The organism is Streptomyces sp. NBC_01571 (assembly GCF_026339875.1).
Classification (GTDB): domain Bacteria; phylum Actinomycetota; class Actinomycetes; order Streptomycetales; family Streptomycetaceae; genus Streptomyces.
This window is the reverse complement of record NZ_JAPEPZ010000001.1, coordinates 5,554,332-5,570,790: the sequence shown is the minus strand read 5'-3', so window position 1 is coordinate 5,570,790 and position 16,459 is coordinate 5,554,332. Positions and strand designations below refer to the sequence as shown.

Below are 16,459 nucleotides of genomic sequence, written 5' to 3'. Positions count from 1 at the left end.
CCGGAATACGATCATCCGTTTGCGGGCTGTGCCGCTCGGTCTTGTCCTGGTCGTGCCGCGTGTGGTGTGCGCCGGTGCGCCGGAGGGGCGCGCCATGAACACGCGGTCGCACGGGGCCGATCACCGTGTCCGGCGAGGCGCCGCGTTCGGACGACCCAAGCCTGCGCCATGCGGCGTTCCGTCAGCCGTTCCCCTCGGGATTTCGGGATGCTGGAACGCTCGCACCAGCTCTGAACTGCAGAAACGCGGCCTTCCTGGGATGCCGAATGGAACGGAGGACCGTGGGGGCGGCCGACGAGACCGTCGGCTCCCGCGAAACGTGCGCACATGAACACCTCGACGCACACCGGCATCGGAGTCGGCACCGGCTCGACTTCGAATCGGCTTGGACGGCCGGGAGTTGAGTCCTCATCCGGGCGGATGGCCCGTCGCGCGACTCAAGGGCACAGGCACACCGGTGCGTGACGGGCGCGCCTCCGTCTCCGGAGCGGCAGGCCCTACTCTGATCCCCGTGAGGCAGGCAGGCGCTGGGAAGGATGATCGGCGATGACGCCCCTGAGCACCGGGGACCCGGAGTCCATAGGCGGGTACACCCTTCTCGGTCGGCTCGGGGCGGGCGGCATGGGAGTCGTCTATCTGGGAGTCTCCGCCACGGGACGGCAGGTCGCGGTCAAGCTCGTACGCGGGCCGTACGCCCAGGAGGAGGAGTTCCGGACACGCTTCCGGCAGGAGATCGAGGCAGCGCGCAGAGTGAGCGGCGCCTTCACCGCGCCTGTCGTGGACGCCGACCCGGACGCCGACCAGCCGTGGATGGCGACTCTCTACGTGCCGGGGCAGAACCTCGCCGAAGTCGTGCGGAAGAACGGCCCGCTGAGCCAGCGGGAACTCCGCGCACTGGGGCTGGGGCTCACCGAGGCGCTGCGCGACATCCAGCGGGCGGGCCTGGTGCACCGGGACCTCAAACCGGGCAACGTCCTGATGACCGAGGACGGGCCGCGCGTCATCGACTTCGGCATATCGCGGGCTTCCGACCACCAGAGCTTCACCACGACCGGGCGGATGATCGGCACTCCGCCCTTCATGTCACCGGAGCAACTGGCCTCTCCCCGGGACGTCACCCCGGCCTCGGACGTGTTCTCGCTCGGGTCGCTGCTGGTGTTCGCGGCGGTCGGCACGGGACCGTTCGACGCCGACAGCCCGTACATAACCGGCTATCAGGTGGTGTTCGGGACCCCGGACCTCGGCGGCGTACCCGAAGCGCTCCTGGGCATTGTCGAGCGCTGCCTGGACAAGGACCCGTTCGCACGGCCGGAACTGACGGACATCCACCGCATGCTCCAGGCGCTGCCGGAGTCCGACGCCACCGGGCCCCCGATGACCGGGCAGTCCGCGAAACCCCCGCGCCGCCCCGCTTCTCGGAGCGCGGCCACCACCTCCGCGGGCGCCGCGACCGGCATCGGTACCGGCGAGCGGCGCCGGGCCCGGATGCTGCTCACCGGCCTCGGTGCGGTGCTGGCCGTCACGGGGCTGTGCGTCGGGGTGGGTGTCTTCGTGTCCGGTTCGGACACCGCCACGGCCACCACCACCGCCACGGCCACGGCCACCACCCGGGCCGCGTCACTGCCCGACGGCTGGCGGCCGTGGCGGACGAAGCTGCGGTACGACGTGAAGGGTGTCCCTCTCGACTACGACAGCCCTGGATGTCTGGCGGAGGGAAGCGCCCTGTTCTGTGGCGGTACGGGTTTCACGGCCGCCAGGATCGACGCGGCCTCCGGCCGCACCCTGTGGCGGACCGGCACCCGCCCCCAGGGGACACAGCCGGTCGGCGTTCGCGACGGGCTGGTCTACATGTACGAGGAACCGGACGACAGGAACAGGCACGTGGTGGCCCTCGACGCCGGTACCGGGCACCGGCGGTGGCAACGCGACATCAACCCGTCCGAGGGGGCGGTCCTGTACGACGGCGGACTGCTGACCCTGTCCCCCGACTACTCGTCGTTCGTGGCTTATGGGCCTTCCGGCAAGGAACTGTGGCGGGCACCCTCGCTGGACGAGTACTGCACTCCGTCGGCACTGGGTGGCGTCCCCTACGCCCTGTGCTCGAAGGGCAACGAGCCCGGCCAGACCCCGGTCGAGCTGATGAAACTCGGGCCCGGCCGCCTGACCGAAATGGCCACACTGCCCAAGAAGGCGGAGGCGCTCGGCGCCGTCGGCGGCCAGCCCCTGTTCCTCGCCCCCCAGACCGCGAAGGACGTGTACGAAGCCGGGTACGAACGGCCGTACAACGCACTGCTGCGGGTGGCCCCGGAAACCGGAGAGGTCAGACGGATACCGCTGGCGCATCCACTGACCGGCGCGGCCACCCTTGTCGACGGCGTCGTCTACTTCGTCCGGTCCGACGGGTCGGTCACCGCGGTGTCGGCGGACAGCGGCAGACGACTTTGGCGGAAGACGACGGACGTGGAGAGTCTGTCCGCGCCCGCGGTGTCGGCGACGTACAAGCGGGTCTACTTCTCCAACCGCTTCGGCCGTCTGCTGGCACTGGACAGCCGCACCGGCGCGGAGGTCTGGCGCACCTCCGCACTGAACGACCCCGGGGACAAAGTGCAGAGCTATCCGCCACGCGTGCTGCTCGTCAAGGACGCGGTCGTGGCGATGGCCGGCTACACGGTCTTCTCCCGGCGTCCCGACGGGCCCACCTGATCCCGCACCCACAGGTGTCCCACCGCGGCGGAACCGTCCGGTCCCCGCGCAGCGCCCCCCTGTGGGGCGTGCCCAAAGCGTGCCCACAAGACCGGACGACCACTGCGAACAGCGCGCGAACCCAGCCCTTCCAACTGCACCCCCAGCTCGATGACCCGGGGCTCTCCGTCGTCCGGGGCCGGCCCGGTTGTCCGAGAACTCCTCCGGGATTGTCCGTGATCGGTAACGGACGCATCCCGCGGCCAGGATCCTTCGTCCTGCCAAGTGGTCGCGACACGACCGGGGATCGACGGGGCACTGGCGAAAGCGGGGCGGACATGGCACGGCACGGCGGAGCGCGGGGCTGGTACGGCAAGGTGGTCGGGGCGGCCCTCGGAGTGACGGTGTTCGCCGTCGGCGCCTCGTTGTGGACCGCGCAGGCCGGTGCCGTGGGCGCCCCCTCGTCGAAGGCGTCCGCGCCGGCCGCGCGGAGCAGCGCAGTCAAGACGGTCGCGGTGACCATCGCGCACGCCTCGGACAAGGGCGCTCGCGGCGTCAACATCACCATCGACGACGGTCCCGACCCCGAATGGACCCCCCAAGTCCTCGACGTGTTGCGGGAGTACGGGGTGAAGGCCACGTTCTGCATGGTGGGGACGCAGGCGCAGGCCCACCCGGACCTCGTGAAGAAGGTGGTCGCGGCCGGGCACCGGCTGTGCGACCACACGGTGTCGCACGACACCACCATGGACAAGAAGTCCCCGGCCTACCGGTCCCAGCAGATCCTCGACGCCGAACGCATGATCACCAAGGCGTCCGGGGGCGTCCGGCCGATGTACTACCGGGCCCCCGGCGGCGCCTTCACCCCCGACAGCCGCAAGCTCGCCGCCTCCCGGGGCATGCGCCCGCTGGGCTGGAACGTGGACACCAAGGACTTCGAGCGGCCGGGCACGGACGCCATCGTCGCCACCGTCCAGCGGGAGCTCCCCAACGGGCCGACGCTCCTCTTCCACGACGCGGGAGGCGACCGCTCCCAGACCGTCGAAGCGCTGCGCCGGGTCCTGCCCTGGCTCAAGGGGCAGGGGTACTCCTTCGGCTTCCCCGTGCGCTGAGCGAGCCGGGCAGGCCACCGGCGCCCTCGAGCCACCGGGGCCGCCGACCCTGGCCGGTGCGCGCGTCCGCGGTCCCGCGACGGCACGACCGCACCGGCCCTGCGCGCCGGGTACACCCTGGCCCGCCCTCCCTCGCGTACCCCCGCAGGGCGGCGCGTCGCCCAACCGCCCTCCGCAGCCGAAGTGTTGCCGTGTCACCGCCCTGGCTTCAGCGCCGAGGTCGTGATCAGCAACGGCATCGCGACCAGCATCCGCGACGCCCACTGAGCCCGGACCGGACGCCGGAACCGCTCAGCCGATGTCAGACCCTTGCGGGAACATGACGCCCGGAAGCACGGTCGACCATGGTGGAGGGGCACGTGGTGAACGCCGACCTGATACGAGGCCTCGGCATACCGGACCGACGCGAGGCGGCGGCCGACGCGCTGGTCGCGCTCGGCGCCGACGGGGTCGAGGGGTTGGTGCGGGAGGTGATGGACCAGGAGTCCCCCGTGGACCGGCGGCCGATCGCCGCCGTCCTCGGACGGATCGGAGACGCGGGCTTCGACGGCCTGCTCCGAGGTCTCGCCTCCGCCACCGACGAGCGCTCCCGCAAGCAAATCGGCTTCGTGTTCTCCCACCTCGGCGCAGCCGCCCTCGACCGCTACACCACGGCCCTCTCCCATCCCCTGCCGCTCGTGCGGTACGAGGCGGTCCGCGGGATCCAGCACTGCGGCGAGGCCGGCCGGTCCGCTGCCGCCGCTGTGCTGACGCTGCTCGGCGACCCGGACCCGAAGGTCGCCCGGCAGGCACAGGATGCCCTGGTCCTCCAGGGGCCGCACGTGATTCCGCCGCTCCAGCGCATCCGGGAGCGGGGACCGGGCCGGCAGCGGGCACGGGCGTTGACGGTGCTCGCCGAGCTGGGCGGCGAACCGGTGCTGTCCCGTACCGACGTGGCCGCGATCGAACGGCTCATCCGCGTCAAGCTCCTGGAAGACCGGCCCGAACCACTGTGGGCGTGCTGGAATCACTGGATCGCCGTCCCCAGTGGGGACCAGGCCGGGATCATGCGGACCCTGGGCCTGACCGATCCCAGACCCGTGACGTTCGCTCTCGGCAACGACATCGTCGACAGTGACGGCCACGGCTGCGACACGGACGACCACACGGGCTACGAGCGGGTCTTCGTCACACCCGAGCTGGACGGCTGGACCCTCGTCCTCGGCGCCTGGTGCGACCCTTGCGGCAAGGAGCGGAGCGAGGACGTGCTGCGCCTGTGCGCCGAGCTCAGTGCACGCTACGGCGGGGCCCAGGCGTACTACTACGGCGGCCAGGGTGACGGCTCCGCCTGGCTCGTCGCCGAGCACGGCACGGTGGTCCGGCGGTACTGCGAGACCGGCGAGGGGGACGACGAGTTGCTGACCCTCGGCGACCCCCTGCCGTACGAGCGAGCACGCCGTGCGGAACTGGGCCTGCACCCCGACTGGGACGCAGCGCGGGAAAGCCAGGACGACGAGGACGAATGGCGGTGGACCGCCCACGACCTCGCCCCCGACGTCGCCCGCTCGTTCGGCGTCAGCCCCCTCGACATCAGTGCCGACACACCCTCGCGGGGAACCGGCGTCGTCGCCCTGACTCCGTACGGCGTCGCCCACGGCGTACCGGCAGGCGCCCACCGCATATGAGCCACTTCCATTCCCAGGACACCAGGGGGAGAAGTGTGTCTGCTCCCAGCTCCACAGTGCTCGCAAGTGCCATGGCCCGGGTGGTCACATGCGGCGCATAGCGATGGCCGTTCCAGTCGCCCTGCTGGCGTTGACCGGCTGCACCGGTACGACGTCGACCGACGGTCGGGCGACCGCGGGTGAGGTGCCGGTCGAATCAGCTTCACCCGACAGACCTTCCGCCGCCCCTTCACCCGCATCCTCCGTCACCGCGGACCCGCGTACTCCGCCCCAACTTCCGGACGCGCAGGAAACGTTCATCAGAACGGGCGGAATGACGGGTGGTTACACGTTTCCGGAAATCCCCCTGGTTCGACGGGGAACTCTGGAAGTCGCGGTGATCTGCTCGGGTTCCGGGACCATCGACGTCGAGGTCGGCTCGTTCATGAGCCAATCCGTCGCGTGCTCGGACAGGGGACCTCGGCAGCTGGACCAGCTGGCTTCCAGGAACACCCACGAGAACGTCGCCGTAACGGTCACCTCCAGGACAACTGGATCCTGGGGGCTGTCGGTGGGGTGGGCCAGGACCATCGGCCCGCACGGTTGACCATCGGCCCGCACGGTTGACCTCGGTCTTTCGCCACGGCCCGGCCACTTGTCCGGCGGGGTGTTTCCGCGGGGGACCCGTGCGCCGCGCGCCTCGGATGCCGGCGGCCACGCGCGCGCTCCTCACGCGACGGCCTCCCGTGAACCCGCGCTCCCTCGCGCCCGTTCCGGCCGCCGGGGACGGGCGAGGTCTTACGGAGCGGTGACATGCACGGCGCGGCGCTGTGATGGCGCAGGTCCGGGGCCTAGCGTGCCCGGTATGCGTGTACTGGTCACCGGCGGTGCCGGGTTCATCGGGTCCCATGTCGTCGAGGCGCTGAGGGAACACGGGCACGAACCCGTCGTGTTCGACCTGCGCGACGGTCTGGACGTGCGCGACGCCGGGGCGGTCGCGTCCGCGCTGCCGGGCGTGGACGCCGTCTGCCATCAGGCGGCGATGGTCGGGCTGGGAACGGGGTTCGGGGACGCGGTCGAGTACGTGTCGCGCAACGACCTCGGTACGGCGGTACTGCTGGCCGCCATGGCGGAGGCGGGGGTGCGGCGGCTCGTGCTCGCCGGGTCGATGGTGGTGTACGGGGAGGGGCGGTACGCGTGCGAGTGGCACGGGGTGGTCCGGCCGGGGCCCCGGACCGTGGCCGATCTGGACGCGGGACGGTTCGAACCCCGGTGCCCGCGGTGCGGTGAGGAACTGACCCCGGGACTGGTGGGCGAGGACGCGCCGGCCGATCCCCGCAACGTGTACGCGACGACCAAGCTGGCACAGGAGCATCTGGCGGCGGCCTGGGCCCGGGCCACCGGCGGCTCGGCGGTGTCGCTGCGCTACCACAACGTCTACGGCCCCGGCATGCCGCGCGACACCCCCTACGCGGGCGTCGCCTCCTTCTTCCGGTCCGCCCTCGCCCACGGCCGGGCGCCGCGCGTCTTCGAGGACGGGCGCCAGCGACGGGACTTCGTGCACGTACGGGATGTGGCGGCGGCCAACGTGGCCGCGCTCATGGCCGAGTCCCGGGACGGCGCGCTGACCGCGTACAACACCGGCAGCGGGGAACCGCACACGGTCGGGGCGATGGCACGGGCACTGGCCGCCGCGTACGGCGGGCCCGAGCCCGTGGTGACCGGCGAGTACCGCCTGGGCGACGTACGCCACATCACGGCGGACTCCTCCCGGCTCCGCGCCGAACTGGGCTGGAAGGCCGAGGTCGCCTTCGAGGAGGGGATGCGGGAGTTCGCCACGGCGAAGCTCCGCGGGGAGTGACGACGGGATCGAGGATCAGGGATCAGGGATCGGGGATCGGGGGCGCACAGGGCTGTCGAGGGAACGCCCCGCTCCGTCACGCCGGTTCACGGGCCCCGACCGCGCCCGCGTGCGTCCTGCCGTCCGCTCACACCACACGGTCCTCCACGTGGTCCGGCACGTGGTCCCCGAGGCTGTCCTCCAAGCTGTCCCCCACGGCGCCTTCCATGAGCCGGCCGGCCTCCTCCTCCGTGGCGGTGGGCGGCACCACCAGAAGGTCCCAGCGGCCCCGGCCGGGAGCCACCAGACAGACGGTGGACGGGGCGTGCCGGGGGGGTCGTCCGGCGCAGGCGCACGACTCCCTCGGCGACGAGCAGCCGGCCCGGGAACGGGGACCACTCGGCCCCGTCCACCAGAACGCCCTCGATCTGCCCCCAGGAACGCGGAAGTCCGTCGAGCAGCCAGGGCAGTTCCGAGGTCAGGTCGTACGAGCGGGGCCACCAGGCGCCGTCGATGGGCCGGGGCATACGGCCGTGCTCGGGCTGGGCCGCCAGGCGCAGGCGGACACCGACCGGGGAGAAGAGCAGGGGCGGCGGGGCGAGAGTCATCGGAGCTCCTGGAGGGGTGGCGAGGGCGAGGCGGCGGGCGGGTGAAGTGCAGTGGTCGCGGTCGGCCGACGGGTCCGTGCGTCGGGGGCGCCGGGTGCGTCGGGGTGCGTAACGCTCCGCGGACCAGGGGTCGTTGCGGAACATCCGACCGGCCGCGGGCGGGGTGCGCCACGACCGGAGTGCGGGGAACCGAGTACGGAGACCGGGAGGCATCGGGGGCACCTCGGCCTCGGTGACGGTGCGGCCAGGGTCCTGGGCTGCGCCTCTTCGACGGTTTCCGGGGAACGGGCGGGGATCCGGGTGGCTCGACGGCGGGGCCGTCAGACCGTCTCGCCCCGGTGGGTGCGGTCCGCGGGCGGCCTGCTGGTGTCGAGCCAGGGGCGGAGCGGGCGGGCGGTGTCCGAGGCGTCGAGCGTGAGGTGCAGCCGCGTGCCCGTTCCCGCGGGGCCGTCCGGGTAACTGCGCTGCTCGTCGCCGGCGAACAGCACCCGGAGCGCGTCCGCGACACGCCGGGCCGCTTCGGGGTCCCCGGAGACGATACGGACCTCCACCCGGCCCGGCGCGTCCGTCCGCGTGCCGGGGGCCCGGGAGGAATCTGCGCCGGGGGAGTCTGCGCGCTGCGGACCGGGCGGCTGATGCGTGGCCTCGGATGTCATAGGGCGGAACCTGCCCCGGACCGGAGCGGCCCGTGTCTGCTGCGCGGCGAGGACGAGACCGGTCCGATCACCGGCATACGAGGTGCCCTCGGCTCCACCGTACTCCTGCCGGTCGCCTCGGCCGCCGCGACGCCGGGCGCTTCCGGCACGGGGAGCGTCGGGCACGGGGAAGCCGGGGGACGGGAGGAGTACGTTTGGTGTACCGAGAGTATTTCGTGCGCCGGCTTCCACGCCGGGTCGTTCCCGGTGAGTGACGAGACCCGGACCGCAGTCCCAGGGCGGCCCGGAGACGGGTCGGCCCCATGTCCGCGATCTTCGAAGCGACGCGCCACGACCTGCGGCCCCGCCGCCTTCCGGTCATCGGCGAATGAGGCGGCTGCCATGGACGCCTTCGTGACCGTCTCCCTCTGTCTGGTGCTTGTCGCCGTCGGGGCCTACGTGCTCCACCGGCTCGGCATCCAGCACGCCGAGCGAATCGCCGACCGCCCGTACAGCAGCCGGCCGCCCGTACAGCAGCCGTCCGCCCGCGCTCCGGCCTGGCCGGGGCACCGCCCGGACCTCGGGCCGGACCTCGGGCCCGACCTCGGCCCGGACCTCGTCCGTACCGGCCGGACCCGAGAAGCCCGGCGAGTCCCCAGAACGGAGGCGTCATGTCCCTACCGCGTCTGACCATCTACCGGCACGACCGGAGGAACCGGTCACTGATCACCCTGGCCGGTGAGATCGATCCGGCCACGGCGCCCCGGGTGCGCGACGCCCTGGAACGGTGCCTGGACGACGGCATCAGGACCATCGACGTCGATCTGACCCCTCTCGGATCATGCGACGGCACTGGCCTGAAGGTCTTCCTGGACGCGTCGGAGCACGCCGCCACGGCGCACGCGTCGCTGCAGCTGCACCACCCCTCCCCGCAGACCTCACAGCTCCTGGCCCGCACCGGCGCCGCTCCCCTGCTCCTCGGCGCGCCGAGGGCTCCGGTGGCGCCGCACCTCCCGCGCGACCTCCGTACGACAGCTCCCCCGTCGAGTCCGTACGGCATGTGACGCGGGACGGCCGGAGCACGGCAGAACGGGGCACCAGGCCCTCGGGGCCCGCCCGGATTCCGGGCGGGCCCCGAGGCGCCACGGCCGCCTTCCCACGCCGCTCGGCGAACACCGTGGGTGAAACGTCAGCGGACGCCGTGGGTGAAGCGCTCGAAGGTGTGGCTGAAGTACCAGGTGTCCTGGGCGATTCCGGAGCAGGTGTTGGCGCCCGCGGTGCCCACGCAGCCGCCGTTGTCACGCTGGAGCGCCCAGAAGGAGAGCGTGTTGATGCCCCTGGCGGCGGCCCACCTCTCGACCGCGACGGCGTCCTGGGTGGTGAAGGTCTCCTCGGGGCCGTAGTCGTCGATGCCGGGCATCTCGGTGACGCCGATCGTGTTCCACAGCTTCGCCGGGGACTTCTCCGGGTGCAGCGCGGCCAGTTGGTCGTGCAGGCCGGTCGCGGCCGTCCTGGTGTCGGCCGCCATGTCGTGCGTGGCGCCGTCCCAGTAGTCGAAGGTCATGATGTTGACGACGTCCACGCGTGCGCCGTTGTCGACGGCGTTGCGCAGCAGGGCCACCCCGTTGGGCGCGAGACCGGTCGCGAAGCTGGGCAGCGTGTAGGAGAACTGCACGGGGTGACGCGTGCGTTCGGCCCAGCGCTGGACCTTGGCGATGGCCTTGTTGCGGCGGTCGATCCCGGCGGTGTTGTTGATCGAGTCGGCCTCGATGTCGAGGTCGATCCGGGTGATGCCGTACGTCGTGACGAGGCTCTCGTACACCTTGGCGATGGCGTCGACACTGGTGCAGCTGTCGGCGAGTTCGGTGCCGGTGGTGTCGGCGCCGTAGCCGCCGAAGGACGGGATGACGTTGCCGCCGCGGGCCTGGATCCGGGCGATGTCCGCGCCGAAGGACGCCTTGTCGATCGGCTGGGCGGTGGCGCCGTTCCAGTACGCGGTGCACGAGCCCGGCGCGTCCGTCTGGAGGAAGGCCATCGTGAGGTACTTGTTGCCCGACGCGGCGGCGAGCGCGGCCGGGCTCTCGCCGGTCCACGCCTCGAAGTACGGCGCCGCCACATGCGCGGGGAGCGGCTTCGGGGCGTGCGAGCGGGCCGGTGCCGCGGCCAGCGCGCCACCTCCGCCGAGGGCGACCAGCCCGGCAGACAGGGCGGTCACGGTCATGCAGGACAGCAAGGTGCGAAGCGGACCAGGTCGTCTCATTGACGCTCCCATGGTGGAAAAGAGCAGGCGGGAACAGCGGAAGGGCATAACCGCGGGAGGCCTGCCGGCCGAAGCGCGCCGGGGGCTCCCGCTGGACCAGAGGCGAACAGCGACCATCGTTGGACTAGACCAATCGACTGTCAAGGTTCTTTACGGTGAACTGACCCGAACCGCGGGGGCGATGCTCCGGACCGCGGGAGCGGCACCCCGGACCGCCGGCGCCACGGCGGCCCCGCCCGTACTCAGACGGGCAACGCCATGAGGGCGACCGGCGTCGAGCTCGGGCGGGCCGAGCCGCCGGCCGGTTCCACCGTGATGCCCACCGCGGAGGCCCCGCGGGGCGAACCGTCCAACACCACGGCTTGCGTGGCCCGGTGGGATTCCATCAGCCCCGCCGGCCGCATGGTTCCGGAGTCGTCGAACCACAGTTGGTAGACCCTGCCGCGGGGCGGTGCCGCCATCCCGGAGACCACGAAGGCCGCCCGGTCACGGCTCCTGGAGACGAGGAGCGTGCCGGTCGCCCCGCCCGGGAGACGTACGTGGCGGGAGGTCGCGTCGGAGGCCGAGAGCACAGCCGCGAGGTCGTCCGCCCGCTGCCGGGACGCGCTCGCCCGCCGCCCCGCGTCGTCGGCCCTGGTGTGCTGCCAGACCGTGGTCCCGGCGAGCCCCGCGGCGGCGGCGACACAGGTGGCCAGCGCCCAGCGTCCGAGCCGCCGGGTGAGCGCGCGGGACGGAGCGGGCAGGCGTACCCGCGGAACGTCCTGCCGGACGGCGAGGATCCGGGCCATCACCCGTGCCTTCATCGCGGGGTGCGGCGGAGCGTAGGCGGCGAGCCCCAACCTGGCCGCCGCGGCCGCCAGTTCGCCCACCTCGTCGGCGCAGGCCGCGCAGTCGGCGAGGTGTTCCTCGAACTCCGCGCGCTCCTGGTCCGGAAGGGCGTGCAGGGCGTACGCCCCGGTCAGGGTGTGCAGGTCGGCGGTGGTCGTCATGCGCTCACTCCCAGGCAGTCACGCAGTCGGATGAGACCGTCGCGCAGACGGGTCTTGACCGTCCCCAGCGGCACGGACAGTTGGGCGGCCACCTCGCGGTAGGTCAGTCCCCGGTAGTAGGCGAGCGTCACGGACTGGCGCTGCAGTTCCGTGAGCGTGCGCAGACAGCGGCGTACCTGCTCGTGTTCGAGCCGGATCTCGACCTGCTCGGTCACCTCGTCGTACTCGGGCAGCCGGTCGAGCAGTGCCGCCCTGTGGTCCCGGGCGGCCGTGGCCTCGGCGGAGCGGACCCGGTCCACCGCACGGCGATGGGCCAGGGTGAGCACCCAGTTGATGACGGTGCCGCGCGCCGCCTCGAAGCGGGGCGCGGTGCGCCACACCTCGACCAGGACGTCCTGGGTGACCTCCTCGGACTGGGCCCGGTCCCGCAGCACCGCCCGCACCACGCCCAGCACCGGACCGGCGACGGCGTCGTAGAGGCCGGCGAAGGCCTGCTCGTCGCCGCAGGCCACGGACCGCATCAGCGCTTCCAGGTCGGGCCGCCGGGACGGGTCGCTCCCGATGTACACGGCTTCTTTCACTTGGGCATCCTTCGGAACACGCGGGCACGCGGGCACGCGGCCGGACGGCCCACCGGATGGCGGGTAACCCGCCGGGGCGCCGAGTGGCGGGTAACCCGCCGGGGCGCCGAGTGGCGGGTGGCCCGCCGGGGCGCCGAATGGCGGGTGGCCCGCCAGGTCGCCGAATGGCGGATGGCCGGGACGGGTGTCCGGCCCGGCCATCCGCCTTCTCCTCCCCGTCACGGGAGTCGTGGTGCGGTGTCGGCACGTCGACGCCGGCTCTTCGTCATCGGTTCTCCGGCGTCAGCTCTTGGGCATCAGCACGGTGTCGACGATGTACACGTTGGCGTTGGCGGTCCTGACGTTGCCGCAGACGACCTTGGAGGCGTCGTCGACCGTGTAGGACTCGCCGGAGCCGGCGGTGGCCAGCCTGGACTTCTCCAGCGTGGCGTAGGAGCCGCTCTCCAGGTCCTTGGGCGCGAGCTTCCGGCCCACGACGTGGTACGTGAGGATCTTCGTCAGCTGCGCCTTGTCGGCCAGTACCTTGTCCAGGGTGGCCTTCGGGATCTTCGCGAAGGCGTCGTTGGTCGGCGCGAACACGGTGATGTTCCGGGCGGTGTTGAGCGTGTCGACCAGACCGGCCTTCTTCACCGCGGTGACCAGCGTGGACAGGGCCGGGTTGTTGGACGCGGCGGTCGCCACCGGGTCCTTGGCCATGCCGTCGAAGGAGCCCGCGCCGTTCTTGGGCACCGTGGAACAGGCGGGTCCGAAGGGTTGGTCGGCGCCGGCCATGTCGCCGGAGCCGCTGGTGGCGCTGTCGGTCGCGGTGTCGCTCGCGGCGGTCGAGGACTTCCCGTTGTCGGAGGCGGCGCGGTCCTTGCTGTTGTCGGAGCAGGCGCTCAGGGCGAGGGGCAGAACGGCGGCCGCGGCGACGGCGAGGGCGGCACGGCGGAAACGGGTGTTCATGGAGTTCTCCTAGGACGACGCAGCGGGGAAGCCGCGTGCAAGGGGGGAAATACCGAAGGGGAATTGGGGGCGGCCGTCGAGAATTCCGAGCCGCGAGTAGGTCTTGTCGTGTCGTCGGTGTCCCAAGGGCGAATCGCGGCCGCACGCACGAACGCGGACACCGGCTCGGCGAACGCCGGCGCCGCGCATCCGGCCGGCAGCCCGCTCGGCGCCGCCCGCGCCCGCGCCCGCCGCTCCCACCGGATGCCGCGCCTCGACGTACTCGGATCTTGTCTCACGGCCGGAATCCGAAGCAGAACGGTGCCGCGGATTGGTCGCTCAGCACATCGGGGGAATTTTCGTTCCGCGACCAATCCGCGTGCCTTCCCGCTTCGAATAAAGACCCGCGAAGGACCCACGAAGGACCCACGAACGAACCTCTGAGGAAGCTCGAAATAGCCCCGAAAGAGCCCCGGAGGACGTGCGGAAGAGGCGAAAAGGCCACGGAAGAGCTGTGGATTCGCCGGAAGAACGCGGAGCGGACACGGACGGGGTGTCACATCCGGACTTCGCCGCGGTCGGAGACCTTCACCCCGGCATACGGGGCGCGGAGCGCGGCCCTGCCTCTCCGGCCTGCTGACCACTTCCTCACATGTCCCGTCCAGGATGATGATCATGTCTTTCTCCATCAACCGCACGGGCGGTGTCCGCCCGGCGCTGTCCGCGCTGGTCCTGGTCCTGTCCGTCGCCCTCACCGGATGCGGGGGCGGGACCGAACCCGCGGACGGTGCACGGGCGTCGGCCGCCGGCACGGATGCCCCGGCCGCCACGTCCGGCACGACACAGGCCCGCCCCTCGCGCCCGTCCGCGGACACCGGAGCGTCCGGCACCGGCGACTCGGCACGGCTGCCGGGCCTGGGCCCCCGTACGCTGGCCGCCATTCCCGCGCAGGCGCGGCAGGTCGTCCTGGTCACCGGCCGCGGCAGGAACTCCTCGGCATCGAAGGTGGTGCTGTACCGGCGTACGGACGCGGGCTGGGAACCGGGCGCCGAGTGGCCCGCCCACAACGCGCTCAGGGGCTGGACGGACGACCACCACGCCGGCGACCTCCGGTCCCCCATAGGCGTGTTCGCCCTCACCGACGCCGGAGGGCTGCTGGCCGACCCCGGCAGCAAGCTGCCGTACGACCGCTCGGGGGGCTTCACCACCGTCGGCACCGGCTTCGAGGGCGAACCGCTCGTGGGCTCCTTCGACTACGTCGTCGCGATCAACTACAACCGCAGGCCCGGCACTTCGCCCCTCGACTGGACCCGTCCGCTCGGCGCGGGCCGCGGCGGCGGTATCTGGCTGCACGTGGACCACGGCGGCCCGACGCACGGCTGCGTCAGCCTCGCCCAGCGGCACATGAAGGAACTCCTGCTCACGCTCGACCCCGCCCAGCATCCCGTGGTCGTCATGGGTGACGCGAAGTCCCTCACACGCTGACGCCGGGGCGTTCCCCGAGGTCCGTCGCGCGGACAGGGATTCCCCTGCCCGCGGTCAACCGGGTCGCGCCGTGCGGGTCCTCAAGGGTGTTTCGAGGGTCTGCTCGGTCAGGGGGTCGAGGAGTTTGGCGGGTTCGGCGGGACCCCGCGGCGGCGTGGGGCGGCGGGTGTACGGGTCCTTCGGGTCCTTCGGGCCGTTCGGACCGTGCGGACCGTTCGGACCGTTCGGGATGTGCCCGGTTTGCGAAGCTCCGGGGGTTCCTGGAGTCCCCGGGGTCCTCGGAGGGCCGACGGGGTTCGGAGCGTCTGGGCTCCCTGACGGGTACGGCTCCACGGCGGGAACGTCGCGGGTGCGTCTGTCCGTGGGGCGGGTCCCGATGAGGGACCGGTACGTCGCCGGGTGGACCACGAAGAACATCATCGCGGCATGCAGCGGGGCCAGCAGCGGAGCCGCCAGCCGTTCCGTACGGCTCAGCCCGGGCCGCAGGACCGCGTACGACAGCGCCTCGGCGAGCGTGAACACCCCGACGCCCGCCAGGGCGTGGAGCAGCAGGCCGGCGGACCCGGTGCGCCGGACGTCGGCCACGAGGCCGAGGGACAGCAGGGGCAGCAGGGCCCCCGCGCCCAGCTCGACCAGCCGGGCCGTCCTGGCGGTTGCCGGCAGCGCGACGAGTTCCCAGGGGATGAGGCGCCGGACCGCCCCCGCCCGGCGCAACTGCTGCCGGTAGGTGTCGCCGAGGGTGCCGGGCGCGTCGGCGGTGACGTAGGCGCGTGGCACGGAGACCACCCGGCCGCGCGAGCGGGCGTAGCCGCACAGTTGGCGGTCGTCGTCGCCCCCGGCCACGGCCGAGGCCACGTAGTGCTCCAGATGGTCGGACAGGACCGGCGCCCGGTACAGCGCGATCCCGCCCGGGGCCGGGCGTGCCGCTCCCACGGCCGAGCGCAGTCCGCGGCCGAGCACGCACAGGACGAACAGCCTGAGGTCCGTCAGACGGGCCGTGAGGCCGGCGTGGCGGTCCCGGGTGAGAACGGTTCCGGTGCAGGCCTGGACGCGGGGGTCGTTCAGGACGCGCAGCATCTGCCACACCGCGTCCTTGTGGAGCTCGGAGCCGGCGTCCACGGTGAGGACGTAGTCGAACGGCCGCCCGTGGCCGCGCAGCTGACGGACCACCGCGGCGCGGCCCGCGCGCCTGCCGCCGCCGGGCAGCCGGTGCCAGGTGACCGAAGGGTGGTCGACGGGGACGACGGGGACTACGGATCCGTCGTCGACGACATGGACGGCGTCGACCGGCCGGGACTGGCCGGTCAGCGAGCGGACGGTCGCGTACAGACGCTCGGCGGCACTCTCGGCACCGTCCCTCGCGTCCCCTGCGCCATCGCCTCCGCGATGACCTTCGTCGACGCGCGCGGAGACGATCGCCACCACGCGTCCCGGCGCCGCGCGCTTGTGTCTGCTGCCCGCGGAGAAGGCGGCGAGAACCGTGCAGAGCAGGACGGACACCGCCGGCAGGACGGCCCATGGCTCAGTCGGCATGCCGCTTCTTCCCTGCGGCACGGCGGTGGCCCAACCCGCCCGCGATGATCAGCACGACAGCGAACAAGATATTCACACTTCCACTTCCCCCTCGTTACCCGCCCAAGGCTTCAACAGCGGCCGGGTCACGGAGGGCCCTTGTTGCCGTTTCGCGACATACGGGTGGT

General features: G+C 72.3%; 14 protein-coding genes and 1 pseudogene. 7 read left to right on the top strand and 8 right to left on the bottom strand.

Translation table 11 applies throughout. The annotated features are described in order from the left end of the window. Positions 1-546 precede the first annotated feature (546 nt). The 4 genes from OHB41_RS25115 to OHB41_RS25100 all read left to right on the top strand — a co-directional run bounded on the left by OHB41_RS25115 (position 547) and on the right by OHB41_RS25100 (position 7,298). Positions 547-2,703 carry a serine/threonine-protein kinase gene (locus tag OHB41_RS25115; RefSeq protein WP_266700439.1) on the top strand — a complete coding sequence of 719 codons (2,157 nt, stop codon included), beginning with the start codon at positions 547-549 and terminating at the stop codon, positions 2,701-2,703. A 317-nt stretch (positions 2,704-3,020) separates the two neighbouring features. Continuing rightward, positions 3,021-3,794, top strand: a complete 774-nt coding sequence (locus OHB41_RS25110) for a polysaccharide deacetylase family protein (protein WP_266700438.1) — start codon at positions 3,021-3,023, stop codon at positions 3,792-3,794. Between the two features lie 359 nt (positions 3,795-4,153). Beyond that, positions 4,154-5,458, top strand: coding sequence for a HEAT repeat domain-containing protein (locus OHB41_RS25105; protein WP_266700437.1), 1,305 nt, complete (start codon positions 4,154-4,156; stop codon positions 5,456-5,458). Positions 5,459-6,302: 844 nt separating this feature from the next. Further along, positions 6,303-7,298, top strand: a complete 996-nt coding sequence (locus OHB41_RS25100) for an NAD-dependent epimerase/dehydratase family protein (RefSeq protein ID WP_266700436.1) — start codon at positions 6,303-6,305, stop codon at positions 7,296-7,298. A 127-nt stretch (positions 7,299-7,425) separates the two neighbouring features. On the opposite strand, the gene OHB41_RS52055 is transcribed toward OHB41_RS25100, so the two are convergent. The 3 genes and pseudogenes from OHB41_RS52055 to OHB41_RS25090 all read right to left on the bottom strand — a co-directional run bounded on the left by OHB41_RS52055 (position 7,426) and on the right by OHB41_RS25090 (position 8,541). Further along, positions 7,426-7,581 (bottom strand): hypothetical protein, encoded by a 156-nt coding sequence (locus OHB41_RS52055; RefSeq protein WP_323138399.1) that lies wholly within the window; start codon positions 7,579-7,581, stop codon positions 7,426-7,428. A gap of 97 nt (positions 7,582-7,678) precedes the next feature. After that, positions 7,679-7,804 (bottom strand): annotated as a pseudogene (locus OHB41_RS52050) (DUF5994 family protein); the annotation flags it as partial. A 401-nt stretch (positions 7,805-8,205) separates the two neighbouring features. Next, the gene (locus tag OHB41_RS25090; protein WP_323138398.1) at positions 8,206-8,541 is read right to left on the bottom strand and encodes a hypothetical protein; all 336 of its coding nucleotides are present in this window, start codon (positions 8,539-8,541) and stop codon (positions 8,206-8,208) included. A 381-nt stretch (positions 8,542-8,922) separates the two neighbouring features. Here OHB41_RS25090 and OHB41_RS25085 point away from each other — a divergent pair, with 381 nt between their 5' ends. Next, positions 8,923-9,210: a hypothetical protein gene (locus OHB41_RS25085; RefSeq protein WP_266700435.1), complete on the top strand. Its 288-nt coding sequence runs from the start codon at positions 8,923-8,925 to the stop codon at positions 9,208-9,210. After that, positions 9,192-9,584, top strand: a complete 393-nt coding sequence (locus OHB41_RS25080) for an STAS domain-containing protein (RefSeq protein WP_266700434.1) — start codon at positions 9,192-9,194, stop codon at positions 9,582-9,584. Before OHB41_RS25085 ends, OHB41_RS25080 begins: the two co-directional genes overlap by 19 nt. Before the next feature lie 125 nt (positions 9,585-9,709). Here OHB41_RS25080 and OHB41_RS25075 read toward each other — a convergent pair whose 3' ends face one another. From OHB41_RS25075 to OHB41_RS25060, 4 genes are all read right to left on the bottom strand, one after another. Further along, on the bottom strand, positions 9,710-10,741 hold the full coding sequence (locus tag OHB41_RS25075; protein ID WP_323138397.1) for a chitinase: 1,032 nt from the start codon (positions 10,739-10,741) through the stop codon (positions 9,710-9,712). Between the two features lie 281 nt (positions 10,742-11,022). After that, complete coding sequence (locus OHB41_RS25070; RefSeq protein WP_266700433.1) at positions 11,023-11,769, bottom strand: anti-sigma factor; 747 nt, start codon at positions 11,767-11,769, stop codon at positions 11,023-11,025. Next, complete coding sequence (locus OHB41_RS25065) at positions 11,766-12,350, bottom strand: sigma-70 family RNA polymerase sigma factor (protein WP_266700432.1); 585 nt, start codon at positions 12,348-12,350, stop codon at positions 11,766-11,768. The genes OHB41_RS25070 and OHB41_RS25065 overlap by 4 nt, the downstream gene beginning before the upstream one ends. A gap of 282 nt (positions 12,351-12,632) precedes the next feature. Further along, on the bottom strand, positions 12,633-13,295 hold the full coding sequence (locus OHB41_RS25060) for a fasciclin domain-containing protein (RefSeq protein ID WP_266700431.1): 663 nt from the start codon (positions 13,293-13,295) through the stop codon (positions 12,633-12,635). A gap of 654 nt (positions 13,296-13,949) precedes the next feature. On the opposite strand from OHB41_RS25060, the gene OHB41_RS25055 reads away from it, so the two are divergent. Continuing rightward, on the top strand, positions 13,950-14,759 hold the full coding sequence (locus tag OHB41_RS25055; protein WP_266700430.1) for a L,D-transpeptidase family protein: 810 nt from the start codon (positions 13,950-13,952) through the stop codon (positions 14,757-14,759). 54 nt (positions 14,760-14,813) lie between these two features. On the opposite strand, the gene OHB41_RS25050 is transcribed toward OHB41_RS25055, so the two are convergent. Beyond that, a complete protein-coding gene (locus OHB41_RS25050; RefSeq protein ID WP_266700429.1) occupies positions 14,814-16,292 on the bottom strand; it encodes a glycosyltransferase in 1,479 nt (492 codons plus the stop codon). Positions 16,293-16,459: the final 167 nt, after the last annotated feature.